The following is a 24,825-nucleotide window of genomic DNA, read 5'->3' as shown; positions in this document are numbered from 1 at the left end:
CTCAAAGCGTTCTTAGACGCGACCGCGCCTTGCGGTCGTATCCGCCACATCTAAGCATCGAATGGAACCGGCATGTTTCTCATCGTTACCGCCGTCGTCTTCGGGATCCTGGGGCTCGTTCTCGGGGCAGGGGGAATACAGCTTCTCATCCTGGGCGGCAGTCCCTATTTCCTTCTCGCCGGGCTGGCCCTGCTGGCAACAGCTGTCTTGCTTTTCTTCAGGCGCGCGGAAGCGCTCTGGGTCTACGGCGTATTCATCCTTGTAAGCCTCATCTGGGCTGTTCTGGAAGTCGGTCTCGACTGGTGGCAGCTCGGCCCGCGCGGAGGCCTCATCGTTGTGCTCGGCCTGTGGCTGATGCTGCCGGCAATCCGGAGGAGGCTCGGTCCCGTTCATCGGCGTGATCGGGTGGCGGCCAGCATGCTGCCGGTCGCCGTGCCAGTCCTGGTGTCCGTCGTCGTTGCCGGCATTTCCCTGTTCGTCGAGCCCTATGGGCGCCACGGTGCGCTGCCGACTGAACAGGTAGCTGCCGCGCCTGCTCTTGGTGGTGATGTTCCCGATGCCGACTGGCACCGGTATGGCCGCACGTCCTATGGCCAGCGCTATTCGCCGCTCACCCAGATCACGACCGACAATGTCAAGGATCTGAAGATCGCCTGGACCTATCAAACCGGTGATGTGAAGCTGCCGGAGGATGTGGGCGAAACGACCTATCAGGTCACGCCGCTCAAGGTCGGAGACACGCTTTTTCTCTGCACGCCCCACAATTGGGCGATTGCCGTGGATGCGGCGACCGGGCAGGAGAAATGGAAATTCGATCCGAATGCGGGCCTCAATCCGGACCGGCAGCATCAGACCTGCCGAGGCGTTACCTATTACAAGGATCCGTCCGCCCTCGAAGACACCGTCTGCGCCGAGCGTGTCTACCTGCCGACGTCGGATGCCCGGCTGATCGCGCTTGATGCGGGTACCGGCGCCGTCTGCGAGAATTTCGCCAATGGCGGCACGCTGCGGCTCGAGCAGAACATGCCCTACAATCCGGCGGGTTACTACTATTCGACCTCGCCACCGGTGATCGCTGCAGGCAAGATCATCATCGGCGGTGCGGTGAACGACAATTATTCGACACAGTCTCCCTCAGGCGTCATCCGAGCCTTCGACGTCAACACAGGGGAACTGGTCTGGAACTGGGACAGCGGCAATCCCACGCAGACCGCGCCCATTGGGCTGGACGAAACCTACACGCCAAATTCGCCGAACAGCTGGTCGATCTTTTCGGTCGATGAAGAGCTCGGCCTTGTCTACATTCCCCTCGGCAATCAGGTCCCTGACCAGCTCGGCATGGGTCGCAGCGAGAGTGTCGAGAAATACGCTTCCTCTATCGTTGCGCTCGACGTGAATACCGGACAGGACCGCTGGGTGCGCCAGACCGTGCATCATGACCTCTGGGACATGGATGTGCCGGCACAGCCCGTCCTGATGGACCTCAATCGTGACGACGGTAGTGTGGTGCCAGCCCTGATCGGACCGACCAAGCAGGGCGACATCTATGTCCTCGACCGCCGCAATGGCGAACCGATTATCCCGGTACGGGAGATCCCGGCCCCTGGTGGTGCGATACCGGAGGACTTCGCAGCGCCGACGCAGCCAATTTCGGATCTCACCTTCCGGCCGCCGACGATGACCGAGAGCAATATGTGGGGGCTGACGATCATCGACCAGATGATGTGCCGGATCCAGTTCCACCAGCTGAAATACGAGGGCCAGTACACGCCGCCTTCGCTGGAAGGTACGCTCGTCTATCCCGGCAATTTCGGGACCTTCAACTGGGGCTCGGTCGCGGTCGATCCCGAGCGGCAGGTGATGTTCGGAATGCCGACCTACCTGGCCTTTACCTCGCAGCTTGTGCCGCGGTCCGAAATTCCGCCGAAAGAGGCCGGCACCACTGGATCCGAGCAGGGGCTGAACCGCAATGATGGTGCACCCTATGGCGTCATCATGGGACCGTTCCTGTCGCCGCTCGGCATTCCCTGCCAAGCGCCGCCATGGGGAACGGTAGCCGGTGTCGATCTGAAGACGGGTCAGATTGCCTATCAGAAGCGCAATGGCACCGTCATTGACATGACGCCGCTGCCGCTGCCGTTCAAGGTCGGCGTTCCCGGCATTGGTGGTCCTATGATCACCAAGGGTGGCGTGGTCTTTCTGGGGGCGGCCGTCGACAACTATCTGCGCGCTTATGATCTGACCACAGGCGACCAGTTGTGGGAGACGCGGCTGCCGGCCGGCGGGCAGGCGACGCCGATGACTTATGCTCTGGATGACGGCAAGCAGTATGTCGTCATGGTGGCCGGGGGGCACGGCTCCGTCGGCACCGACCCGGGGGACTATGTCATCGCCTACACGCTCCCGGATTAAGCGACATGAACCCGCCCGATCACTTCGGGCGGGTTCATTTTCGGGACAGTTCGGCATGCCGGGCATTGCCGCGAAACGGAACGTTAACCATGTGATTCTAAACACATGTCGTAACGTGAGGATGTTTCGCATGAGTAGCCAAGCCATGAATGGCCCGACCACCCCAACCATCGCCTTCTTTCCGCTTGCGAACCGTAGGGATCTGGTGCGCCGTTCCGCGATCGAGCTTGATCGGCTGAATGGCTATGCCGCGACGGAATTCTGGAAGATGACCTGCCGGGGTCTCGGGAATGAACTCCTCGAGCTCGGCTGCCCGGAAGACGAGATGCGGGCGGAAATCATGGACTTTCAGGCGGCAGTCCAGATCGAATTGATGTGGCTGCACCGAGAGGAAGCTGCCCAGGGCTGAGGTTTTCTCGCTCAAAGCCTTGATACTTCCTGTTGGCAACGCCGTGTCGTCCTTGTCCGTTGTCGTGCCGATCCGATAAGACGGCTTCGACACGGGAACCCATCACGAGCAGCGACGCCTTGGCCAAACTTCATTTCATCTATGCCACCATGAATGCTGGCAAATCGACGCTCCTCCTGCAGGCGGCCTATAACTACCAGGAACGCGGCATGCGGGTTGCCACGTTGATCAGCGCCTTCGACAACCGTGTCGGCAAGGGCTGGATCGGCTCGCGGATCGGTCTCAAGGCGGAAGCGGATGCTTTCGGCCCGCAGGACGACCTTTTCACTGCCATCAAGGCAGATCATCAGAAATCGCCGCTCTCCTGCGTCTTCGTCGACGAGGCACAGTTCCTGACCTCCGAGCAGGTCTGGCAGCTTTCACGGATTGTCGACGTGCTCGATATTCCCGTCATGGCCTATGGCCTGAGGACGGATTTTCGCGGTGAGCTTTTTCCGGGTTCCAAGGTCCTGCTGGCAATTGCAGACGAGCTGACCGAGGCTCGATCGATTTGCCATTGCGGTCGCAAGGCGACCATGGTCGTGCGCATGGGTGAGGATGGCACGGCGCAGCGGGACGGCGCACAGGTCCTGATCGGCGGCAACGAGACCTACACGTCGCTCTGCCGACGCCACTGGCAGATGGCGTTTGCGGCGGAAGAGGTCACTGGCGCCGCGTGAGCGTGGCCTGAGGCCGGTGCTGCGGTTACTTGGAAATGCTGTGCGCTTGCAATTGCCCGCTAAGACTCAGGTATTTTTCAAGTACCAATATGGAGAGAGCGAGTTCTGTTTTTTCATCCAGGAATGATTTGAAATAAGTCTGCGCTTCGTCGATGATTTTCTTCGCTTCTTCAGGATGGGTTTCGTAATAATGAAACTTCTCCTCAATGTCCGCCATGTCATCCCGGATCTCGACATAATGTCGACCTGCTTCCAGGCGCCCCTCCATGTACCATGTCTCGTACTTCGGTCGTGGAGAGAAGCACAGTGAATTGCTTGACATGATCCACTTCAGATTGGTTGCTACGTCATTTCCTTCGATTGAAACGATGTAGCGGTAGCGCAGTTGGTCGCTAATGGACAGGAAGGGCTTTTGCCAGTCGGTAGGAGCGCTGCCTCCCGTTGAACCCACATCGAATGAAGGGTGGTTGTAGAACTTCTCGAGGAGTGCGTGCCGAAGCCTATTGTTCGGTGATCCTCGCCATACAATCCTGGACTGTTTTTCCGCAAATGGACGCGGATCGTTCACGCCTTGGAAATGCCGGAACTTGTCCAGTTTCATCAGCACGGAATTATGGTTTGTATCTCCGATAGGCCTGCTTTTGACAATGGTGGGAAGGTCCGGAACATGCGTAATGTCACCGAACATCGTCCTGACCCGCAAATCTCCATCGAAGTATCGAGCAGCTTCCATGAAGTCAAAATAGTATCGACTTCTGTCTCGACGTGTTTCTTCTATCGCATGACTACCAGATGACGCAGAAAATGGTCCGCTCAGCTTGTTGTAGTAACCAAGGCGCGACGAAATTTCTGCAAAATCGGCTTTTTCAAGCGCGTTCAGGACGCCAGAACGTTTTGCGATGAAATAGCGGCGTGGAATTGCGTCTCGTACGGTATTTTGGGTGTAGTAAAGAACTCGCGCAACAGTTCTATTCAGCATTCCGGACACAGTGTTTGTCCCTTGGTCTTTTCGATCATTGCGGCGGCTTTACCATTAGATCCCGGGCTGGTCGAGTGAGGCTTTATGTCAAGCTACTCGCTCGACAAACCCGTCCAGAACCCGTTTCTGGCCGGCCCGGTCGAAATCGATCGTCAGCTTGTTGCCGTCGATCGACGCGATGTTGCCATTGCCGAACTTGATGTGGAAGACGCGGTCGCCGACTGAAAAACGCGAGGGTTCGGTCGCTGACGACTTGGCGACGAGTTCGCCGTCGATGGTCTTCGCCCTCGGGCCGCTCTCACCGTAACCGATGCGCTCGACGGCATGGCCGGAGCGGCTGCCCCAGTTGTCACGCGTGGCATCGGTCTTGTTGGCCTGGGCGCGTTTCCAGCCGGGCGTCGAATAGCTGTTCTGGAAGGGCTCCTGCTTGTCGAAGCGGGACTGGCCATAAGGATTTCGGCCATAGCCGCCATAGGAAGTTTCTGACTCGGCCACTTCCACATGCGCAGGCGGCAATTCTTCAAGGAAGCGTGACGGCAGGGTTGATTGCCACAGCCCATGGATGCGGCGGTTGGAGACGAACCAGATGTGGCAACGGCGCTTGGCTCGCGTGATGCCGACATAGGCAAGCCGGCGCTCCTCTTCGAGGCCCGAGCGGCCGCCCTCGTCCAGCGCGCGCTGATGGGGAAACAGGCCTTCCTCCCAGCCCGGCAGGAAGACGGTCTCGAATTCCAGACCCTTGGCCGAATGCAGCGTCATGATCGAGACGGCGTCGAGGTTCTCGTTGGTCTCGGCGTCCATGACCAGCGACACGTGCTCGAGGAAACCGCGCAGGCTCTCGAAGGTCTCCATCGAGCGGATGAGTTCCTTCAGGTTTTCCAGTCGTCCCGGCGCTTCGGCAGACTTGTCGTTCTGCCACATCGCCGTGTAGCCGCTTTCGTCTAGGATCTGCTCTGCGAGCTCGGTATGTGGCGTGGTTTCGAGCAGTGACTGCCAGCGGCGGAAATCGGTCACGACGTCGAAGAGCGCCTTGCGGGCTTTGGGCTTCAACTCATCCGTTTCGATGATGTCGGTCGCTGCCGCCAGCATCGGGATGTCCCGGGCACGGGCATAGTCGTGCAGATTGCGGATCGTCGTGTCGCCGAGGCCACGCTTGGGCGTGTTGACAATGCGCTCGAAAGCGAGATCGTCGGCCGGCTGGCAGACCAGACGAAAGTAAGCCATGGCATCGCGGATTTCGAGGCGCTCGTAGAAGCGTGGGCCGCCGATGACGCGGTAGTTGAGGCCGAGCGTGACGAAGCGGTCTTCGAATTCGCGCATCTGGAAGGAGGCGCGTACCAGGATTGCCATGTTGTTCAGCGGGTGCTGATTGCGCTGGAGCTGTTCGATCTCCTCGCCGACGGCCCGGGCTTCCTCTTCCGAATCCCAGGCGGCGTGAACCACGACCTTGTCGTCGTTGGGATCCACACGGTCGGTAAACAGCGTCTTGCCGAGGCGGCCCTCATTGTGGGCGATCAGGAAGCCGGCCGCACCGAGGATGTGTTCCGTCGATCGGTAGTTGCGCTCAAGCTTGATGACCTTGGCGCCGGGGAAGTCCTTCTCGAAGCGCAGGATGTTGTCCACCTCCGCGCCGCGCCAGCCATAGATGGACTGATCGTCGTCGCCGACGCAGCAGACATTCTGCGGCACGCCCGGCGGACGCTGGGCAAGCAGACGCAGCCACATGTACTGGGCGGTGTTGGTGTCCTGGTATTCGTCGACGAGGACATATTTGAAGCGCTGATGGTATTCCTTCAGCACATCCGGATTGGCTTTGAACATGCGGATCGGATGCAGCAGCAGGTCGCCGAAATCACAGGCATTGAGCGTCTTGAGGCGGGCCTGATAGGCGGCATAGAGTTCGCGCCCCTTGCCGTTGGCGAAGGCGCGGGCATCGCCCTCCGGGATCTGCGCCGGATCGAGACCCTTGTTCTTCCAGCCGTCGATCATCTGGGCGAACTGCTTGGCCGGCCAGCGCTTGTCATCCAGCCCTTCGGCCTGGATGATCTGCTTGATGAGGCGCACGACGTCGTCGGTATCGAGAATGGTGAAGGCGGAGGAGAGGCCAACCAGTTCGGCATGGCGCCGCAGCAGCTTCACGCCGATGGAGTGGAAGGTGCCCATCCACGGCATGCCCTCGACTGCACCGCCGACGAGATGACCGACGCGCTCCTTCATCTCGCGCGCGGCCTTGTTGGTGAAGGTCACCGCGAGAATCTGGCTGGGATAGGCGTGATTGGTCGCGAGAATATGGGCGATACGGGTGGTCAGCACGCGGGTCTTGCCCGTACCCGCACCGGCCAGTACCAATACGGGGCCATCGACGGTTTCGACTGCCTCGCGCTGTTCGGGGTTGAGGCCGGAGAGATAGTCGGGCGCGCGGGCCTGGTTCCGGGCGGCCATGGCGCGGGCCGCAATGCCGAGGCCACCACCGGAGGGCGCGCCGGCTCCTGCAGCAGGGGTCAGAGATGCGGCCGGCTTGCGCGGCGCGGGTTCTTCATCGAAGAATGGAATGTCGTCGAAACCGTTACTCATGCGGCCCAATGTAGTGATTCGGGTCGGAAAGGCCAGTGACGGCGTTCTGGTTTTATTCCTCGCGCCTGCTAACTCACGGATTTCAAACGTCTCCGGACGCCGCCCATGATATTGTGGAAGAGGCGCATATCTGTGGTGTGAACCGAGCCGTGTTCACGGTGGCGTGAAAAGACGCGAGATTACAAATCAGTAAGCTTGACGTTGTGCCATTGCCACCGACCGTTTGCACCCGATACTTAGCGGCTGACATTCCGTTTTTACATTTTGGAGCCTTGCATGCCGATTTGGAAGCAACTCGCCATCAGTCTTGCCGTTCTCTTCGCGGGTCTCTGTGCCCTGGTCTATTTTTCACCCGGAGCAGGGCGAACGCTCGTTTCCATGGGCGTGCCGGCATCGGCGGTCGCGCTGTTGTCCAGCGGGCCTGAGGGTGAAGGACAGGGCAGGCGGCAGGCGCAGTCCGGCGGCCAGGGACAAGGTGCAGGACAAGGGCAAGGACAAGGGCAAGGCGGCGGTCAGGCTCAGGGCAACCGTCGTGGCGGTGGCAACCAGGCCATTCTTGTGGCCACGCAGCCGGTGACCATGGGCGTGGTGAACGACCGGTTGAGCGCGATCGGCGACGGAGAGGCCATCGAGGCCGTGACCGTTATGCCGCAGGCCTCCGGGACCCTTGCGGAAATCCTGGTCTCGTCCGGCCAGAAGGTGACGAAGGGCGACGTGATCGCCCGGCTGGATCGGGAAGAACAGGTTATCTTGCGCGATCAGTCGGCCGTGGCGCTGCGCAGCGCCAAGGAAAAAGCCGAATCCTACCGGAACCTGCAGAGCTTCTCGCGACTCGATGTCCTGGATGCACAGATTGCTGAGGAGCAGGCACAGCTGCAGCTCACCACGGCCGAACTCAACCTGAAGCGCCGCGACATCGTGGCACCGATCGACGGCGTGATCGGGATCGTCGGCGTCAATGTCGGCGACAATGTAACGAACACGACCGCCATCGTTTCCCTCGACAATCGCAGCCAGCTTCTGGTCGATTTCTGGGCTCCCGAGCGTTTCGTGGCAGCTGTCCGACCGGGCATGCCGGTCGAGGCAAGGTCCGTCTCGCGCCCGGGACAGGCCTTCAACGGCGTCGTCGAGGCCGTCGACAGCCGTGTGGATCAGGCAAGTCGCACGATCCGAATTCGTGCGAAGATCGACAATCCGGACGATGTCCTGCGCGCCGGCATGTCGTTTGCCGTATCGATGCGTTTCCCCGGTGATCGATATGCGGCGGTCAATCCGCTCGCGGTCCAGTGGGACGGCGAGGGATCCTTCGTCTGGCAGATTGTCGATAACAAGTCCGTGAAGACGCGTGTGACGATCGTTCAGCGCAATTCGGACCAGATCCTGGTCGAGGCGTCGTTGAAGGAAGGGGATGTCGTGGCGGTCGAAGGCCTGCAGCGTGTGCGTGAGGGTGGGGCGATCGAGATTGTTGGACAAGCCAAGGCCGGTTCCGGGGAGGTTGCCGTACGATGAGTTCGACAGAGAACGCTTCCGAACAGTCCGGGCGCAGCTTCACCGCGCTCTTCGTCCGCCGGCCGGTGCTCGCGGCGGTTCTTAACACCCTGCTCGTCGTGGCGGGTCTCGCGGCCCTGGCCGGCATCGAAATTCGCGAATTGCCCGATGTCGACCAGCCGGTGATCACGGTCAGCACTGATTATGACGGCGCTTCGGCCGAAACCATGGATCAGGAGGTGACGCGCATCATCGAGGGCGCCGTCGCCCGGGTGAGTGGTCTGAAGTCGATGTCCTCGCGCTCCCAGTTCGGGGACAGCCGGACGACGCTCGAATTCAGCGATAGTGTCGACCTGGCCGTCGCTGCAAACGATGTGCGCGATGCGCTGGGCCGGGTGCGTAACCAGTTGCCCGACGATACGGATGAACCACGCATCGTGAAGGCGGATGCGGACTCGCAGCCGATCATGCGGCTTGCCGTGACCTCCACCACGCTCTCCATGGAAGATCTGACGCTTCTGGTCGACAACGAGATCTCCGACCGGCTGGCAGCAGTCGAAGGCGTCGCCGACGTCCAGGTCTATGGCGATCAGGAAAAGGTCTTCCGGATCGACGTCAATCAGGCGGCGCTCGCCAGCCGGGGGCTCAGCATCGCCAGCCTTGCAACGGCGCTGCAGGACTCTTCGCTCGACGTGCCGGCTGGCTCGCTTGAATCGCAGACACAAGACATCGTCGTGCGGGCGACCGCCAATCTGACCACGGTCGAGGATTTCGAGAACGTCCTGATCGGCGATCGCGTCCGGCTGCGCGATGTGGCAACGGTGACACTCGGGCCTGACGAAGGCTCGACCTCGCTGCGTTCCAATGGCGTCCAGGGCGTCGGCCTCGGCATCATCCGCCAGGCGCAGTCCAACACCTTGAACATTTCGGCAGGCGTTCATGGCGCCGTGGATGCCATGGCGAGCGCCCTGCCTGAGGGGACGCGTGTCATCGTCACCAGCGACGACGCGGTCTTCATTCAGGGGGCTTTGCATGAGGTCGAGATCGCGCTCGGGCTCTCGGCCGTCATCGTGCTCGTGGTCCTCTTCCTCTTCCTGCGCGACTGGAGAGCGACCCTGATCCCGGCGCTCACCATGCCGGTCGCCTTGATCGGGACGCTGGCGGCGATCTATCTCGTCGGCTTTTCGCTCAACATCCTGACCCTGCTTGCCATCGTTCTCGCCACGGGTCTCGTGGTGGACGACGCAATTGTCGTGCTCGAAAATATCGTCCGTCGTCGGGCGGAGGGGATGGGGCCGCGCGCCGCGGCGGTGCTCGGGACGCAGGAAGTGTTCTTTGCCGTCATTGCGACCACGGCGACGCTCGCTGCGGTCTTTGTGCCCCTGTCATTCCTGCCGGGCCAGCTCGGCGGCCTGTTCCGCGAATTCGGTTTCGTGCTCGCCTTCGCGGTGCTGCTTTCTTCGGCCACTGCCCTGACGCTGTGCCCGATGATGGCATCGCGCATGCTGTCACGCGAAACCAAGGACGACCGCGGCTTGCTGAGTGCATTCGGCAAGCGCTTCGCCGGCTTCTATGCACGGACACTGCGGGCCGGGCTCGGTAATCCTCTGCTGGTCTGCATCTTCGCCCTGGTGTTTTCGGGGGCGGCCTATGTTGCCTTTACGGGGATCCAGAGCGAGATCACACCCCGCGAGGACCGCTCGCTGGTTCTGATGCGGCTTTCGACACCGCAAGGGTCGAGCCTCGCCTATACCCGCGACCAGTTGCAAAGGGTCGAGGAAAACCTGCAGCCACTGAGAGACAGTGGCGAGATCCAGAACATCTTCTCGATTTCCGGTCAGGGCTCGTCGAACAGCGCCTTCATGGTGATGACGCTCGCGCCGTGGTCGGAGCGTGCGCGCAACCAGAACGAGATCGTTCAGGACGTGAATGCGGCGGCCGCCAAGGTGCCGGCGCTTCGCGGCAACGTGTTCCAGACCAACAGTCTGCGTATTCGTGGCGCTGGCAGTGGACTGCAGATGGCGGTGGTCGGCTCGAACCATGAGACGCTCACGGCCGCGGCGATCAAGATCGTCGAGGAACTGAGTGTCCGCCCCGAGTTCCAGACACCGCGTCTCGAAAACGAGCCGACCCAGGCGCAGATCTCGGTGACGATCGACCGGGAACGCGCATCCGATCTCGGCATCGATATCGGCGCCATCGGCACCTCGTTGCAAGCCCTGCTCGAAGGGCGGTCGGTCACGGACGTCTTCGTTGACGGTAACTCGATCCCGGTTCGACTGGTGTCGAGCACCCAGCCGATCAACGATCCGACGGATCTGGAGAACATCTTCCTCACGACATCAGATGGCCGTGTGGTGCCGATGTCGACCATTGCATCGCTGGAAGAGAAGGCCGTCTCGCCAACCCTGAACCGCGAGCAACAGCTTGCCTCGGTTTCCTTCTCGGCCGGGCTTGGGGATGGTGTCGCTCTTGGAGATGCCGTCGAGATGGTGACGCAGATCGTTCAGCCGCTCCTGCCGCCTGGTGCAAGGCTCATTCCGCTTGCGGAGGCTGCGACGCTGGAAGAGAACAGCTATGGCATGGCGCTCACCTTCGGCTTCGCCATCGCGATCATCTTCCTGGTGCTCTCCGCGCAGTTCGAAAGTGTGATCTCCTCGCTGATCATCATGGCGACGGTGCCACTCGGTCTGGCCTGTGCCGTGTTCGCGCTGATCGTGACGGGGTCGACGCTCAACGTCTACAGCCAGATCGGTCTCGTGCTGCTCGTCGGCGTGATGGCGAAGAACGGCATTCTCATTGTTGAATTCGCCAACCAGCTCCGTGACCGGGGGCTCTCCGTGCGGGAGGCGATCGAGACGGCCTGCACGATCAGATTGCGTCCGGTCATGATGACGATGATCGCGACTGTGCTCGGCGGGGTGCCGCTGGTGCTGGCGCAAGGTGCAGGTGCCGAAGCGCGTATTGCGCTCGGCTGGGTGATTGTCGGCGGTCTCGGCTTCGCGACGCTGGTCACGCTCTACATCACCCCCGTTGCCTACCTGTTGCTCGCAGGCTTCTCCAAGCCACATGCCCAGGAAGAGGCGCGCCTGAAGACGGAGCTGGAGGATGCCACGCTCAAGATCGCCAATGATGCCGGTGCTCCTCCGCGAATTGCAGCGGAGTGACCGGCTAGGGCGCTCGGCTGTGCGCTTCGGCCGTCTGGACAAATCTCAAGGCCTATCCCATAGCAGGGGCGCACCGGCACGTCGCCGCTGCGCCCCATGGCTGAATTCGAGAGGTCGCGGATGGCCCGCAAGGATGTAATCGACGGCAAGCGCAACGAAGACGGCATCGCGCTGGTCTTGCCCATGCTGAAACAGCGTTTCGGCGAACGTTTCCAGATCGGCGAGAGCTTTCGGGAGCAGCACAGCCACACGACCACCTATCTGCCGTCGCAGCGTCCCGACGGTGTGGTGTTCGTCGAGGCTGCGGCCGAAGTGCAGGAGATCGTGCGTGTTTGCGCTGCCCACCGTGTGCCGATCATTCCTTTCGGCACCGGTTCGTCGCTGGAGGGGCAGGTCAACGCCCCCAGTGGCGGGATTTCCGTGGACTTTACCCGGATGAACAGGATCCTCTCGGTCAATGCCGAGGATCTCGACTGCACGGTCGAGCCGGGCGTAACCCGCGAGGACCTCAACACCTATCTGCGTGACACCGGCCTTTTCTTCCCCATCGATCCCGGTGCCAATGCCTCGATCGGCGGCATGACGGCGACGCGTGCTTCCGGCACCAATGCCGTGCGCTACGGCACGATGAAGGACAATGTCCTGGCGCTCACCGTCGTCACCGCCAACGGTGAAGAGATCCGCACGGCCCGGCGGGCCCGCAAATCCTCGGCCGGCTACGACCTGACGCGTCTCTTTGTCGGTTCGGAGGGCACGCTCGGCATTATCACCTCTATCACGCTGCGTCTGCAGGGCATTCCGGCCAAGATCAGTGGCGGCGTCTGCGCCTTCCCCACGCTTGAAGACGCCTGCAACGCGGTGATCATGACCATCCAGTTGGGCATTCCGGTTGCGCGAATCGAGTTGCTCGACGAGATGCAGATCCGCGCCTGCAACGCCTATTCGAAGCTCTCCTATGCCGAACGCCCGACGCTCTTCGTCGAGTTTCACGGGACCGAGGAGACGGTCGCCCTGCAGGCCGCGCAGTTCAGAGAGATCGCGGCCGATTTCGGCGGTGATGAATTCGCCTACACGGCGAATGCGGAAGAGCGGAGCCAGTTGTGGAAGGCCCGCCACAATGCCTATTGGGCAAGCCGGGCGCTGGCGCCGGAGCTTGCAGCACTCTCGACCGATGTCTGCGTGCCGATCTCCAGGCTCGCCGAATGCGTTGCCGCAACGCAGGCCGACATTCGCGAACAGGGGTTTCTCGCGCCGATCGTCGGGCATGCGGGTGACGGCAATTTTCACGTTCTTCTGCTCTTCAACGACAAGGATGCAGCGGATGTGGAAAAGGCGGAAGCCTTCCTGGAGCGGCTGAATGGCCGAGCACTTGCGCTGGACGGAACCTGCACGGGCGAGCATGGGATCGGGCAGGGCAAGATCGGCTATCTGGAGCAGGAACTCGGCTCGGCACTGCCGGCGATGCGCGCCATCAAGGCGAGCCTCGATCCTGACAATATATTCAATCCCGGCAAGATCTTTCGCCAGTGACTGCAAGAGCTTGCGGGTTGCCCCGCTGGTGAATTGCGTTACCTTCGGGCCGTAATCAAGGGAGTGGACATCCGTGCTCGGACGCATACTGGCAACGCTTGGCGGTCTTGTGGTGGTTGCGCTCTTTGCAGCCCTGCTGGCGCCTGTCTTCGTCGACTGGACCAATTTCCGTCAGAACTTCGAGGACCAGGCGAGCCAGTTGCTCGGCAAGAAGGTTGTGGTCAATGGAGCGGTCAGCGCGCGGCTCCTGCCGTTCCCCTCTGTCACAATGGAGGATGTGACCGTCGGCACCGATGTCGACGGGACGCCATTGGTGCGGGTGGCGCGGTTTTCGCTCGACGCGGAGCTTGCGCCTTTCCTCTCAGGGGAGGCCCGCATTTTCGACATGCGGATCGAGGAACCGCAGGCGCGCATCCGTTTGCTGGCGGATGGTTCGCTGGACTGGCTGCGCGGCAGCAGGCCGAGCATTCCCGCCCGAACCGTGGTCCTTGAAAAGGTTTCCGTCAGTGGTGGTACGATCGAGTTCATCGACCAGCAGTCGGGACGCGACCGGATCCTGACCAATCTCGACGCATCTCTTTCTGCGCGCACGCTCGCCGGTCCGTGGTCCATCGAGGGACGTGCCGAACTGGATGGAGAGGCAGCAAGTTTCGGCCTCACGACATCCGAATTCGCCGGGGCCTCCCTGCCGCTGAGGATGCGTATCGATCCCGAGAGGCGGCCTTTCGACCTCATGCTTGAGGGGGATCTGGCCCTCCAGGACGGCAAGCCGCATTACACAGGAAATTTCACGTCGACCTGGAAAGTCGCCGACGCGCCCGAGTCTTTCGAGGCCGGCCAGAAGCCGGCGCCGGCCCCGCGCGTTCGCGGTGAGTTCAAGCTGGCGAATGACAGCATCACCATCCCGACCTACCGGCTGGAACTTGGCGATTTCGTCGACCCCTATGTGATCACCGGTGAAGCCAAGCTCGACACGGGTACGAACCCGGAATTCCTGCTGACGGCCGAGGGGCAGCAGGTCGATGTCAACCGGCTGGCGGCCGACGGGAGCCGGGCAAAGACGTCACGGAACGGGTCCGTTTCTGTCCAGCAGAGGATGGTGTTGCTTCTGGCGACAGCCGCGCAGATCCCGATTCCCAAGGTGCCCGGCCGGGCAAGCCTGCGGCTGCCGGCGCTCGTGGCCGGAGATGCGGTATTCCGGGATCTGCAGCTTGACATTCGCCCGGCCGGTGACGGCTGGACCGTGGACAGGGCTGTCGGATTGCTGCCTGGACGCACCCAGGTCGAGGCGAGCGGACGGCTGGTGCTCATCGGCACGCCGTCCTTTGAAGGAAACCTGCTTGTCGCCTCGACACAACCGTCGGGACTGGCCACATGGATTTCGGGCCGGGTGGATCCGGCCATCCGCGGGCTGACATCCGCCGGTTTTTCCGCTTCCGTCAACCTGACCCCGGAGCTGCAACGCTTCGAGAAGCTGGAGCTTGCGATCGGTGCGGAGCCCCTGAAGGGCCGGATCGAACGCGAGTCGCGCGCCGGTTCCGCGGCAAGCCTTTCCGTCGATCTCGATGGAGAAAAGCTTGATCTGGACGCCGCGCGGGCGATCGCGGCCCTCATCATCGGTGAGGATGCCGAACAGCGTCTTCTGGCCGAACGGGTCGCTGCCCGTTTGAATGTCGACGAATTGCTGGCATTCGGCGTCACCGCCGAACAGGTCGAGGCGATCGTGACCTACCAGTCCGGCCAGCTTGCCATCGAGCGCCTGAACCTTGGCAATGTGGCTGGCAGTTCGTTGCGCGTCAGCGGCAAGCTGCGAGATACCGAGACCCAGCCGGTCGGCGAGGGGCAGATCGCATTCAAATCTGCCAATCCGGAACCGTTCCTGACGCTGCTGCGTGAGCGGTTGCCGAACAGCCCCATCATCGAACGGCTGGCCAAGGCCGCACTCTGGTATCAGGACACGGATATCCAGATCACGCTGAGCGTTCCGGAAGACGGGGCGGTGGTTCTTAATGCGAGCGGTCGAGCCTCCGACAGTGTGGTTTCGCTGAAGGCTGGCGCTCGTGATCTTTCAACCCTTCTGTCAGGCGGCAAGCGGCGCTTCGAGCTGCAGCTGGAAAATGATGAGGCGCAGATCCTGCTCGGGCAAGCAGGTTTCAATCCCTTGCCCTGGACGATCGGGGAGGGCGGTGCGCTGACCCTCACGCTTGACGCGGCAGGTGACGGGAATGCCGAGGCCGTTGTGCGCTTCGCCGGCGTCGCAACGACCCTCGACGCGACCGCGGAACTGACAGCGTTTGACACGTCCGGCCTTCTTGACGGTGATTGGCAGGTCTCGCTCGAAAGTGATGATATCGGCCCCTATCTGATGGCGCTTGGCCTGAGCTTGCCCGATGCAGCGACCGGCGTACCGATCACGGGCGAAACGCGGCTTTCGCTGGCCAAGGGCCAACTTGCCGTCGAGAGTTTCGAGGCGAGCCTTGCCGGTCAAGCGGTCGCGGCCGAGGGGCGTGTCGATCTGACGACTGCGGTGCCATCTGCCGTCGGGAAGGTCACTCTCGATCAGCTCGACCTCGACTGGCTGGCGGAAACCGCGGTCGGCCCGCTGAGAGATCCGACAAGCGGCGCTCTGTCTTCTGCAGCCTTGGGGCCCATGGCACTGCCTTTCGATCTCGATCTGGGGCTGACCGTCAACCGGCTCTGGCCCGGTCTGGGCGAAGCCATGACCGATCTATCCGGAACGCTTCGCAACAAGGCCGGCGAACTCACCTTCGATGACGTGTCGGCCGATTGGCTGGGCGGGCGGATCAAAGGGCGCTTCTCGGTGGCGAATACCGACGGAAACGGCTTCCTTCGGGCGCGGCTCGATCTGGCCGACGGCGATATCGCCCGCATGGTTAACGCTTTGCGTGTCGAACGAGGCATCGCGACGACGGACAGTCCTTCGGGCCGCATGGACCTCACCTTCGTCGTGGAGGGTGGTGGCAAGACGCCGGCCGAGCTGATCGGAATGTCGAGCGGATCCGGGGAGGCGCGGATGAAGGGCCTGACGCTGGATGAGTTCGATCTGTCCATCATGCCGAGGCTGATCACCGAAGCCGATGCACTCGGCACCGAGATCGATGAGGAAAAGGTCCTGGCGCTCGTGGAAAGACTGATCACGGCCGGATCCACGCCGCTGGGGGATGTAACCGTGCCTTTCGCGCTGTCGGACGGCACCGTGCGTGTCCAGGCCGCGACCCATCAGACGGCGCAGGCGGAACTCGACGGCGCGCTGCGACTGGATCTGCGTGCCGGCACGCTGGATGGGGAGGTAGGGATTGCCTTCGATGCCGGGGATGCTGCCATGGACGGGACACAGCCCGATCTTCGCCTGTTGCTCAAGGGGCCGACCCTTGCGCCCGAACGGGTGCTCGACGTGACCGAGCTCACCAATTTCTTCTCCTTGCGAGCCTTCGAGGCCGAGCGGCGGCGGGTCGAGGCACTGCAGGCGACCGTTCTGGAGAAGCAGAGGCTCAGGCGGGAGGCAGCCCTTGCACGCGCCCGAGACGACGAGCGCCGGCGTGCCGAGGCTGAACGGCTCAGGCTGGAAGAAGAAGCCCGGTTGAAGGCGGAAGCTGATGCAGCAGCCTTGGAGGCTGCCAGAGAGGCTGACGCGGCTCCGAAGCCCTCTGATCCGCCGATTCCGGAGGAGCGGGGCTTTGTGACGACGGAGACAGTTCCATCGCAACCGGTCGTACCAGTGGCGCCGGAGGAGCGGGTGACCCGCCAGCCCCTGCCGGAACTTCAGTTCAATGGCTTGCCGGGGGTCAACTGAACCGGGGCCGGGTCCGGATCGACCGGATCAAACATATGCCGTCCGCTCACCAAAGGGTGTGTCTTCGACATTCTCGGAGAGGTTCGATGTGCCGATTGTTTCGCTTTCACCCGACAGCAGTGTTTCGGCCGGAACTTCTGCCGTCGGTTCGGAGGTCGGATTCAGCTGGGCCAGCTTCGCTTCGGCAACGGCGAGTGCTGCGCGGAGCTCCGTAAGCGCTTCATTGATTTCCGCCTCCTCGTCGTCCGTAGTGGCCGAGCTCAAGGCCTCTTCCTGACTGGAAATGCTTGCCTCAAGACTTGCGATCTCAGACTTGATTGCAGAGGTCGAGTTGCTTGTGGACGATAAGATCGTCTGGGTAGTCGAGGTGGAAACCGTCGTCATGGAAAATGGCCTCTTGCTGAATGGGTGCTGGAACGATTCGCCAGAGGCAATACAAAATCCGGCGGCGATGGGCCCTGGGGTCTACCCTTCGGGAATCACAGGATGAACGATACAACGCGATACCTAATTATGCATGTCTCGCATTGTGTATTTCATGGGCGTTGATGCCTCTCCTTCAGGTCCCGCAGCACGAAGAGGCGCAATGCGGACGAGAGGTTCGAATCAAGTGGCCGGGCTTCGTCGATGTCTGCGATCAGGGCCGCGAAACTCAGTCCACGTTCAGAGGCGATTGTCCTGAGTTCGTCGAGAAACGCGTCTTCGACGGAGAAACTCGTCCTGTGGCCGTGAAGGGTGATCGAGCGCTTGCGGATCATGACGGATCTCCGGGAGAATATTCGGAGGATGGCGCTGACAGGATCGCCAAGGACAGGCGGGCCCTTACTCCGGATCCGACTTTTCGATGCGGCCCTGCTCGTGTTCACGGAAAGCCTTGTCGTTCTGCGCCCGGGTGAGGGACTTTTCCGCCTTGGTCCGCCCGTAGGTTATGCGGTTCTGTTCGGCGGTCGTCTCACGCTCGCTACGGGCCTTCGCCTTGCGGAACTGGCGGAGATTGACGACGTCTGCGGCCATTCTGGTCCCTCGATGAAGACGGCCGGGCATCGGCCCGGCCATTCGTCAGATCACTGCTTCTTGCGGAAGGCGTCGAGCGAGACGACCGAGCCTTCCTTCTTCTCGTCCGATTTCGCAGATTCCGGCTCATCCGTCTTCGCAATGGCTTCCACCGGATAAGCCGTGATTTCGGCGTCGTTCTCTTCCTCCTCCGTCAATGGGACATCGAATTCGAGTTCGAAGTTCACCGACGGATCATAGAAGCCGCGGATGGCATTGAAGGGGATGACCAGCTTCTCGGGCGTGTCGGAGAAGGAGAGGCCGATCTCGAACAGGCTGTCGGTAACCTTGAGCTCCCAAAACTGGTGCTGCACGACAATCGTCATCTGCTCGGCATATTTCGCCTTGAGGTGCTGGGAGATGCGCACGCCCGGCGCTCCGGTCAGGAAGGTGATGAAGAAGTGGTGGTCGCCGGGCAGCCGGCCTGTCGCCGCAACCTCGGTCAAGACCTTGCGGATGACTCCGCGCAGGGCGTCCTGGGCCAGAATGTCGTAGCGAATGTGGTCGTGCCCCATCAGATCCTGCTTTCCTAATCATGCCGATTTCGACGGCTTATGCCATGACGCGGCGACGCGGAAAAGCCCCGACGCGTTAAACTGGTTCGGCGAATGTACATCAATTCGCGGCCTGCGGGTAGCGGCGAAATCCGAAGCAATTCATGGGGAAAGACTGAGGGAGAAGTTAGGTGAAGGCTTCTGTTGCCAGGTGCCTTCGGACCCCGCCTTAAGGGGCTAACCCTAAGGACTTAGAGCGGGTTTCCCGCACCACCGTTAGGCAGCGAGAGCGTAACCCTTAGCGTTGTTGTCGTTTGCAACTACACTTGTGACCCGATAACGGCGGTATCATGCCGAGCAAAAGTTCGATCTTTACGCCCTTGTCGATCCTATTTCGCCCCCATCAAAAGCCGGTCCGCAAAGACTTCGTCATCGACCGGTTTTTGGTGGAGGCGCCGGGTACCGCCCCCGGGTCCAATAGGTTTATTACATCGACCGTTTATCGCCATATCCGGAGCAAGCCCCGGCAAGGCTGATATAGGTGTTTCCGTCCCTGATGAAAAGAGGGTGGAAGCACAATCGTCGGTCTGCGATAAATTCCCAGGAGCGCAGGGCAGCGATCGAGCGGGGAAAAGACGATTTGGCGGATTGGTTAAAGGTCGCGCCGGAAGTAAGCTGCGCCCAGAATAGATCGGGACTAGACCCATGCACCAGTATCACGACCTCTTGCGCCATGTTTTGGACAACGGCAGTGACCGCGGCGATCGCACCGGAACCGGCACGCGCTCCGTGTTCGGTCATCAGATGCGATTCGATCTGGCCGACGGCTTTCCTGTCATCACGACCAAGCGCCTGCACTTGAAGTCGATCATTCATGAACTGCTCTGGTTCTTGAAGGGTGACACGAATATCCGCTACCTCAAGGAAAATGGCGTCAGCATCTGGGACGAATGGGCCGACGAAGACGGCAATCTCGGACCTGTCTACGGTGCGCAGTGGCGGTCCTGGCCGGATTATGATGGCGGCCATATCGACCAGATGGCCCGGCTCGTCGAGAGCATCAAGACGAACCCCAATTCGCGCCGGCATATCGTCACCGCCTGGAACCCGGCGCTGGTGGACGAAATGGCGCTGCCACCCTGCCACTGCCTGTTCCAGTTCTACGTCGCCGACGGACGGCTCTCCTGCCAACTCTACCAGCGCTCTGCCGACATCTTTCTCGGCGTGCCCTTCAACATTGCGTCCTATGCGCTGCTGACCTTGATGATGGCCCAGGTGACGGGGCTCGAGCCGGGGGATTTCGTGCACACTCTGGGTGATGCGCATCTCTATGCGAACCATTTCGACCAGGCCAAGCTTCAACTGACCCGCACGCCGAAGGCATTGCCGGTGATGAAACTCAATCCCGAGGTGAAGGATCTGTTTTCCTTTGCCTATGAGGACTTTAGCCTGGTCGGCTATGAAGCCGATGCGAGCATCAAGGCACCGATCGCCGTCTAGGCGCGGCGAGGACAAAAGAGCATGACTCCCATCAAGACCGTGATCATCGTGGCCGTTTCGCAAAACGGCATTATCGGCCGTGATGGCGACATGCCGTGGAAGCTGTCGACGGATCTCAGGCGCTTCAAGGCGCTGAGCATGGGCAAGCCGCTGGTGATGGGGCGCAAGACTTTCGAATCCGTCGGGTCGAAGCCGCTGCCGGGTCGTCCACACATCATCGTCAGCCGCAGCGAGGTCTTCGACATGCCCGGCGTGGAAAGCGCGGCGAGCCTCGAAGACGCGCTGGACCGTGCGAAAAGCATGGCCCGCACAAGTGGCGTCGCGGAAGTCTGTATCGTCGGCGGTGGGGAAATCTACCGTCAGGCGCTTGAGCATGCCGACATGTTGCATGTCACGCATGTCGAGACGGTCGTTGATGGCGATACCTCGTTTCCGCAGATCGATCCTGCGGTGTTCGAGCTCATCGAGGAGACTTCGGTTCCGGCGGGCGAAAAGGACAATTTCCCGACGCGATACGCGATATACCGTCGCAGAAGCGCCTGATAACGCAAAATTTGCCCTTTCCGATGAAGAAGTTGCCCCCTTCGCGTTGAAAGGCGGGGCCACGATACCTATAACCCTCTGGAACCTCATGCATGCTAGCCGATCGGCCAGCGGGCGGGGGACTTGGGAGCTTTTTACAGCAAAGAGGTATTGATGCCCTGGAGCAATCAAAACGGCGGCGGCGGCGGTCCATGGGGCGGCGGCGGTGGCGGCGGTAACAATCAGGGTCCCTGGGGGCAGGGGCCGAACCGGCCACGCGGCAGCGGCGGCGGCGGCAATCAGCCTCCGGATCTCGAGGACCTCATCCGCCGGGGCCAGGATCGACTGAAAAATGTCGTGCCCGGTGGCTTCAACGGTGGCGTCTTCGTCATCGTGGGTATCGTGCTTGTCGCCTTCTGGGCCATGCAGTCGATCTACACTGTGCAGCCCGACGAGCGCGGCGTTGAACTTCGCTTTGGCAAGCCGAAGCAGGACATTTCGATGCCGGGCCTGCATTTCCATCTCTGGCCGGTCGAATCGGTCGAGATCGTCAAGGTCACGGAGCAACAGCAGAATGTCGGCAGCCGTCCGACCTCCAACAATCCGGGCGCCGGGCTCATGCTCAGCGGCGACCAGAATATCGTGAGCGTCCAGTTCTCGGTGCTGTTCACGGTTTCCGATCCGCAGGCCTTCCTCTTCAACCTGGAAGATCCTTCGCAGACGCTGCAGCAGGTGGCCGAAAGCGCCATGCGTGAAGTCGTCGGCCGTCGTCCGGCCCAGGATGTATTCCGCGACAATCGTGAGGAAATCTCGACACAGGTGCGGGCGATCATTCAGGGGACCATGGATACCTATGGCTCCGGTATCGCGATCAACGCTGTTCCGATCGAGGATGCGGCGCCGCCGCGCGAGGTGGCTGAAGCCTTCGAAGAAGTCCAGCGTGCCCAGCAGGACGAAGACCGTTTCGTCGAAGAGGCCAACCAGTATTCCAACCAGCGTCTCGGTCAGGCACGCGGTCAGTCCGCACAGATCCGTGAAGAGGCAGCCGCCTACAAGGATCGTGTCGTCAAGGAAGCCGAAGGTGAGGCGCAGCGCTTCATCTCGATCTACGACGAATACGTCAAGGCACCCGACGTCACGCGCCAGCGCATCTATCTTGAAACAATGGAGAATGTCCTGCGCAATTCGAACAAGGTGATCATCGACGAACAGCAGGGGGTTCTGCCCTATCTGCCGCTCAACGAAATCACGCGTCAGTCGAGCAATCAGCCGGCAGGCCAGTCTTCGACGGGAGGGAACTGAGATGGAAAATCGTCTCCCCTATTTCCTCGTCGCGATCGGCGTCGCGCTCTTCCTGGCATACTCGTCCATCTTCGTGGTCAATGAACGCGAACAGGCTCTCGTTTTGCGCTTCGGTCAGATCCAGGACGTGAAGGCCGAACCGGGCCTCTACTTCAAGCTGCCTTTCGCCTTCATGGACGCTGATCGAGTCCAGTATGTCGAAGACCGCGCCTTGCGCTTCGACCTGCCGGATATCCGTGTGCAGGTCCGCGGCGGTGCGTTCTATGAAGTGGATGCCTTTGCGGTCTATCGCATTACCGATGCCCGCCGTTTCCGTGAAACGGTCTCTGCCGATCGCGAAGCCGCCGAGTCGCGTCTGCGCACCCGCCTCGATGCGGCCCTCCGCCGCGTCTACGGTCTGCGCAACTTCGATGCGGCTCTCTCGGAAGAGCGTGGTTCGATGATGTCGGATGTTCGCGACGATCTCCAGGCCGCTGCCGAAAGCCTCGGCCTGCAGGTCACGGATGTCCGTATCCGCCGTACCGACCTTACCCAGGAAGTCTCGCAGCAGACCTTCGAGCGCATGAAGGCCGAACGTCTGGCCGAAGCGGAACTGATCCGCGCACGCGGTAACGAAGAAGGCCAGCGTCGCCGGGCGATCGCCGACCGTCAGGTCGTCGAACTCCAGGCCGAAGCGCAGCGCGATTCGGAAATCCTTCGCGGTGAGGGCGATGCGCAGCGCAACAGCATCTTCGCTGATGCGTTCCAGCGGGATCCGGCCTTCTTCGAGTTCTACCGCTCGATGCGTGCCTATGTTGCTTCGCTGAGCAATCAGGGGACCACGATGGTTCTCTCGCCAGACAGCGACTTCTTCCGCTTCTTCAACAGCGGAGTAGGAACCGGTGGAGCAGGACGGGCTGCGCCCGCTCCGGCACCAGCGCCGGCAGCACCGCCGGTCGCGGTCGGCAACTGACACGATGGATGACCTGTTCGCAGGGATTGCCATCTTTCTGATCATCGAGGGGCTGGCCTATGCGCTGGCCCCTCGTTTTCTTGTGCGGATGGCGCGGCTCCTGCCGCATATCCCAGAAGACCAGTTGCGGCTTGTCGGCATGACCGCTGTCACTTTCGGCGCGGCAATGCTGTGGCTGCTGCGCGGCTGACAAGATCTGGTCGCAAGCAGCGGATAGAGCTATTCCGGGAATTGTGATTTTCCCTCCGCCCAAACCGACTTATGTTCAGCAAAAGCCCAGACAATCAGTGAGGAAGCCGATGATGAAACCTGCCCGCATGTCGCGAACGATCTTGTCGGCATTCCTCATGGGTACGGCGCTTGCCGTCTCCCCCGCCATCGCTCAGCAGCCTGCACAGGCGCAGGGGCCCGAATCGGTGGCCGATCTCGCCAGCGGCCTGCTTGGAGCCGTCGTCAACATTTCGACCTCGCAGAGTGTCGCCGAGGAAGGCGACGGTCCCCTGCCGCAGGTGCCGGACGGTTCTCCGTTCCAGGAGTTGTTCGAGGATTTCTACAAGAATCGCGAAAGCGGCCCCAGCAATAACAGGGTAAATTCGCTCGGCTCCGGCTTCGTCATCGATCCGACAGGCTTCATCGTCACGAACAACCACGTCATCGAGAACGCCGACGACATTGAAGTCATCTTCTCGGACGGTTCGAAATTGAAGGCCAAGCTGATCGGCACGGACACCAAGACCGATCTTTCCGTGCTCAAGGTCGAGCCGCCGCAGCCGCTCACCTCAGTCAAGTTCGGTGATTCCCGCAAGATGCGGATCGGTGACTGGGTCATGGCGATCGGCAACCCGTTCGGTCTCGGCGGCTCGGTCACCGTCGGCATCATTTCGGCCAGCGGTCGCAACATCAATGCCGGCCCCTACGACAACTTCATTCAGACGGATGCGGCGATCAACAAGGGTAATTCCGGCGGCCCGCTGTTCAACATGAGCGGTGAGGTGATCGGGATCAACACCGCGATCATCTCGCCGAGCGGTGGTTCGATCGGCATCGGCTTTGCCGTCCCAACAGAGCTTGCGCAGAACATCGTCAATCAGCTGATCGAATTCGGCGAGACGCGCCGTGGCTGGCTCGGTGTGCGCATTCAGCCCGTGTCCGACGAAGTTGCGGAAAGCATGAAGATCGGTCGCGCCCGGGGCGCCCTGATCAGCGGGATCGTCGAAGGCGGACCCGTTGCCACAGGCCCGATCCAGGTCGGAGATATCATCACCAGCTTCGATGGCCGGCCGATCTCCGAGACACGCGATCTGACCCGCATCGTGGCGGAAAGCCCGATCGGGGAGCCGCTCGACGTGGTGATCCTCAGAGATGGCAAGGAACAGACGGTGACGGTGACGCTCGGTCGTCTGGAGAACGATGAGGTCGCCAGCGACGAGACGGAGGCGGAAACGACTCAGGAGCCGAACGAAGAGGGGACTGCACCCGACGGTGATGGACAGGAGGATCCGGCAACGCCTCCGACCGATCAGCCGATGCCGGAAGATCCGGCTCCGGATGCCGAGGAAGGCGCAGGCGAGACGATAGCACCTCAGGACGAGGCAAGCGCGCCGGTGACCGAAGGTCTGATCGGGGTCGAACTGTCCAACCTCGACGATGCCAAGCGCGTCAGCTTCTCGATCGCCGAGGGTGTCGAGGGGGTGCTGATCACGCGCGTGCTTCCCGGTTCCAAAGCTGAAGGCAAGGGACTGAAGGTCGGCGAGGTCATCGTCGAGGTGGCACAGGAATTCATGAAGACACCGAAGCAGGTCGCCGAGAAGCTGACCAGCATCAAGGGCGAGGGGCGCCGCAGCGGCTATCTGATGATCGCCGACAAGGACGGCAACCTGCGTCTCGTTGCTGTTCCCCTGGAATAGACG

Annotated in this window: 19 protein-coding genes and 1 other RNA gene; 13 read left to right on the top strand and 7 right to left on the bottom strand. The window is 61.4% G+C overall.

Annotated elements, in window-relative coordinates; translation table 11 throughout:
* Positions 1 to 72 precede the first annotated feature (72 nt).
* The 3 genes from QTL56_RS06460 to QTL56_RS06450 all read left to right on the top strand — a co-directional run bounded on the left by QTL56_RS06460 (position 73) and on the right by QTL56_RS06450 (position 3,540).
* Positions 73 to 2,412: a glucose/quinate/shikimate family membrane-bound PQQ-dependent dehydrogenase gene (locus tag QTL56_RS06460; protein ID WP_245136583.1), complete on the top strand. Its 2,340-nt coding sequence runs from the start codon at positions 73 to 75 to the stop codon at positions 2,410 to 2,412.
* Between the two features lie 130 nt (positions 2,413 to 2,542).
* Positions 2,543 to 2,821 (top strand): DUF6074 family protein, encoded by a 279-nt coding sequence (locus QTL56_RS06455; RefSeq protein WP_245136584.1) that lies wholly within the window; start codon positions 2,543 to 2,545, stop codon positions 2,819 to 2,821.
* A gap of 119 nt (positions 2,822 to 2,940) precedes the next feature.
* Positions 2,941 to 3,540: a thymidine kinase gene (locus QTL56_RS06450; protein WP_245136585.1), complete on the top strand. Its 600-nt coding sequence runs from the start codon at positions 2,941 to 2,943 to the stop codon at positions 3,538 to 3,540.
* A 25-nt stretch (positions 3,541 to 3,565) separates the two neighbouring features.
* Here QTL56_RS06450 and QTL56_RS06445 read toward each other — a convergent pair whose 3' ends face one another.
* Both QTL56_RS06445 and QTL56_RS06440 read right to left on the bottom strand, forming a co-directional pair.
* Complete coding sequence (locus QTL56_RS06445; RefSeq protein WP_245136586.1) at positions 3,566 to 4,519, bottom strand: glycosyl transferase family 90; 954 nt, start codon at positions 4,517 to 4,519, stop codon at positions 3,566 to 3,568.
* Positions 4,520 to 4,606: 87 nt separating this feature from the next.
* Positions 4,607 to 7,093: an ATP-dependent helicase gene (locus QTL56_RS06440; RefSeq protein ID WP_245136587.1), complete on the bottom strand. Its 2,487-nt coding sequence runs from the start codon at positions 7,091 to 7,093 to the stop codon at positions 4,607 to 4,609.
* Between the two features lie 276 nt (positions 7,094 to 7,369).
* Here QTL56_RS06440 and QTL56_RS06435 point away from each other — a divergent pair, with 276 nt between their 5' ends.
* The 4 genes from QTL56_RS06435 (at position 7,370) to QTL56_RS06420 (ending at position 17,092) form a co-directional block, all read left to right on the top strand.
* On the top strand, positions 7,370 to 8,602 hold the full coding sequence (locus QTL56_RS06435; protein ID WP_245136588.1) for an efflux RND transporter periplasmic adaptor subunit: 1,233 nt from the start codon (positions 7,370 to 7,372) through the stop codon (positions 8,600 to 8,602).
* Positions 8,599 to 11,748: an efflux RND transporter permease subunit gene (locus QTL56_RS06430; RefSeq protein WP_229576789.1), complete on the top strand. Its 3,150-nt coding sequence runs from the start codon at positions 8,599 to 8,601 to the stop codon at positions 11,746 to 11,748. Before QTL56_RS06435 ends, QTL56_RS06430 begins: the two co-directional genes overlap by 4 nt.
* Positions 11,749 to 11,868: 120 nt before the next feature.
* Positions 11,869 to 13,278, top strand: a complete 1,410-nt coding sequence (locus tag QTL56_RS06425) for an FAD-binding oxidoreductase (RefSeq protein ID WP_245136589.1) — start codon at positions 11,869 to 11,871, stop codon at positions 13,276 to 13,278.
* 73 nt (positions 13,279 to 13,351) lie between these two features.
* Positions 13,352 to 17,092: an AsmA family protein gene (locus QTL56_RS06420; protein WP_245136590.1), complete on the top strand. Its 3,741-nt coding sequence runs from the start codon at positions 13,352 to 13,354 to the stop codon at positions 17,090 to 17,092.
* 27 nt (positions 17,093 to 17,119) lie between these two features.
* On the opposite strand, the gene QTL56_RS06415 is transcribed toward QTL56_RS06420, so the two are convergent.
* The 5 genes from QTL56_RS06415 to ssrA all read right to left on the bottom strand — a co-directional run bounded on the left by QTL56_RS06415 (position 17,120) and on the right by ssrA (position 19,206).
* Complete coding sequence (locus QTL56_RS06415; protein ID WP_245136591.1) at positions 17,120 to 17,356, bottom strand: hypothetical protein; 237 nt, start codon at positions 17,354 to 17,356, stop codon at positions 17,120 to 17,122.
* A 272-nt stretch (positions 17,357 to 17,628) separates the two neighbouring features.
* Positions 17,629 to 17,850 carry a ribbon-helix-helix domain-containing protein gene (locus QTL56_RS06410; RefSeq protein WP_229576785.1) on the bottom strand — a complete coding sequence of 74 codons (222 nt, stop codon included), beginning with the start codon at positions 17,848 to 17,850 and terminating at the stop codon, positions 17,629 to 17,631.
* A gap of 64 nt (positions 17,851 to 17,914) precedes the next feature.
* A complete protein-coding gene (locus tag QTL56_RS06405; protein WP_229576784.1) occupies positions 17,915 to 18,106 on the bottom strand; it encodes a DUF4169 family protein in 192 nt (63 codons plus the stop codon).
* A 50-nt stretch (positions 18,107 to 18,156) separates the two neighbouring features.
* Complete coding sequence (locus QTL56_RS06400) at positions 18,157 to 18,660, bottom strand: SspB family protein (protein WP_229576783.1); 504 nt, start codon at positions 18,658 to 18,660, stop codon at positions 18,157 to 18,159.
* A 169-nt stretch (positions 18,661 to 18,829) separates the two neighbouring features.
* Positions 18,830 to 19,206: a transfer-messenger RNA gene (gene ssrA, locus QTL56_RS06395) on the bottom strand.
* A 138-nt stretch (positions 19,207 to 19,344) separates the two neighbouring features.
* Between ssrA and QTL56_RS06390 the strand changes: the two genes are divergently transcribed.
* The 6 genes from QTL56_RS06390 to QTL56_RS06365 all read left to right on the top strand — a co-directional run bounded on the left by QTL56_RS06390 (position 19,345) and on the right by QTL56_RS06365 (position 24,822).
* Positions 19,345 to 20,139 (top strand): thymidylate synthase, encoded by a 795-nt coding sequence (locus QTL56_RS06390; protein WP_245136592.1) that lies wholly within the window; start codon positions 19,345 to 19,347, stop codon positions 20,137 to 20,139.
* A 21-nt stretch (positions 20,140 to 20,160) separates the two neighbouring features.
* On the top strand, positions 20,161 to 20,682 hold the full coding sequence (locus QTL56_RS06385; RefSeq protein WP_245136593.1) for a dihydrofolate reductase: 522 nt from the start codon (positions 20,161 to 20,163) through the stop codon (positions 20,680 to 20,682).
* A gap of 153 nt (positions 20,683 to 20,835) precedes the next feature.
* Positions 20,836 to 21,963 (top strand): FtsH protease activity modulator HflK, encoded by a 1,128-nt coding sequence (gene hflK, locus QTL56_RS06380; protein ID WP_229576780.1) that lies wholly within the window; start codon positions 20,836 to 20,838, stop codon positions 21,961 to 21,963.
* 1 nt (position 21,964) lies between these two features.
* Positions 21,965 to 22,915 carry a protease modulator HflC gene (gene hflC, locus QTL56_RS06375; protein ID WP_245136594.1) on the top strand — a complete coding sequence of 317 codons (951 nt, stop codon included), beginning with the start codon at positions 21,965 to 21,967 and terminating at the stop codon, positions 22,913 to 22,915.
* Between the two features lie 4 nt (positions 22,916 to 22,919).
* On the top strand, positions 22,920 to 23,105 hold the full coding sequence (locus QTL56_RS06370; protein WP_245136595.1) for a DUF2065 domain-containing protein: 186 nt from the start codon (positions 22,920 to 22,922) through the stop codon (positions 23,103 to 23,105).
* Between the two features lie 109 nt (positions 23,106 to 23,214).
* Positions 23,215 to 24,822: a Do family serine endopeptidase gene (locus QTL56_RS06365; RefSeq protein ID WP_370660330.1), complete on the top strand. Its 1,608-nt coding sequence runs from the start codon at positions 23,215 to 23,217 to the stop codon at positions 24,820 to 24,822.
* Positions 24,823 to 24,825: the final 3 nt, after the last annotated feature.

It is taken from the genome of Peteryoungia algae, from assembly GCF_030369675.1.
GTDB classification, from domain to species: Bacteria; Pseudomonadota; Alphaproteobacteria; order Rhizobiales; family Rhizobiaceae; genus Allorhizobium; species Allorhizobium algae.
The sequence above is the reverse complement of the archived record's forward strand: the minus strand, read 5'-3'. Positions and strand labels throughout refer to the sequence as shown.

Coding starts and splice junctions, on each gene's coding strand:
- QTL56_RS06460 (WP_245136583.1), top strand. CDS start 73: ATGTTTCTCATCGTTACCGCCGTCGTCTTCGGGATCCTGGGGCTCGTT.
- QTL56_RS06455 (WP_245136584.1), top strand. CDS start 2,543: ATGAGTAGCCAAGCCATGAATGGCCCGACCACCCCAACCATCGCCTTC.
- QTL56_RS06445 (WP_245136586.1), bottom strand. CDS start 4,519: ATGCTGAATAGAACTGTTGCGCGAGTTCTTTACTACACCCAAAATACC.
- QTL56_RS06440 (WP_245136587.1), bottom strand. CDS start 7,093: ATGAGTAACGGTTTCGACGACATTCCATTCTTCGATGAAGAACCCGCG.
- QTL56_RS06435 (WP_245136588.1), top strand. CDS start 7,370: ATGCCGATTTGGAAGCAACTCGCCATCAGTCTTGCCGTTCTCTTCGCG.
- QTL56_RS06430 (WP_229576789.1), top strand. CDS start 8,599: ATGAGTTCGACAGAGAACGCTTCCGAACAGTCCGGGCGCAGCTTCACC.
- QTL56_RS06425 (WP_245136589.1), top strand. CDS start 11,869: ATGGCCCGCAAGGATGTAATCGACGGCAAGCGCAACGAAGACGGCATC.
- QTL56_RS06410 (WP_229576785.1), bottom strand. CDS start 17,850: ATGATCCGCAAGCGCTCGATCACCCTTCACGGCCACAGGACGAGTTTC.
- QTL56_RS06405 (WP_229576784.1), bottom strand. CDS start 18,106: ATGGCCGCAGACGTCGTCAATCTCCGCCAGTTCCGCAAGGCGAAGGCC.
- QTL56_RS06400 (WP_229576783.1), bottom strand. CDS start 18,660: ATGGGGCACGACCACATTCGCTACGACATTCTGGCCCAGGACGCCCTG.
- QTL56_RS06390 (WP_245136592.1), top strand. CDS start 19,345: ATGCACCAGTATCACGACCTCTTGCGCCATGTTTTGGACAACGGCAGT.
- QTL56_RS06385 (WP_245136593.1), top strand. CDS start 20,161: ATGACTCCCATCAAGACCGTGATCATCGTGGCCGTTTCGCAAAACGGC.
- hflK (WP_229576780.1), top strand. CDS start 20,836: ATGCCCTGGAGCAATCAAAACGGCGGCGGCGGCGGTCCATGGGGCGGC.
- hflC (WP_245136594.1), top strand. CDS start 21,965: ATGGAAAATCGTCTCCCCTATTTCCTCGTCGCGATCGGCGTCGCGCTC.
- QTL56_RS06370 (WP_245136595.1), top strand. CDS start 22,920: ATGGATGACCTGTTCGCAGGGATTGCCATCTTTCTGATCATCGAGGGG.
- QTL56_RS06365 (WP_370660330.1), top strand. CDS start 23,215: ATGATGAAACCTGCCCGCATGTCGCGAACGATCTTGTCGGCATTCCTC.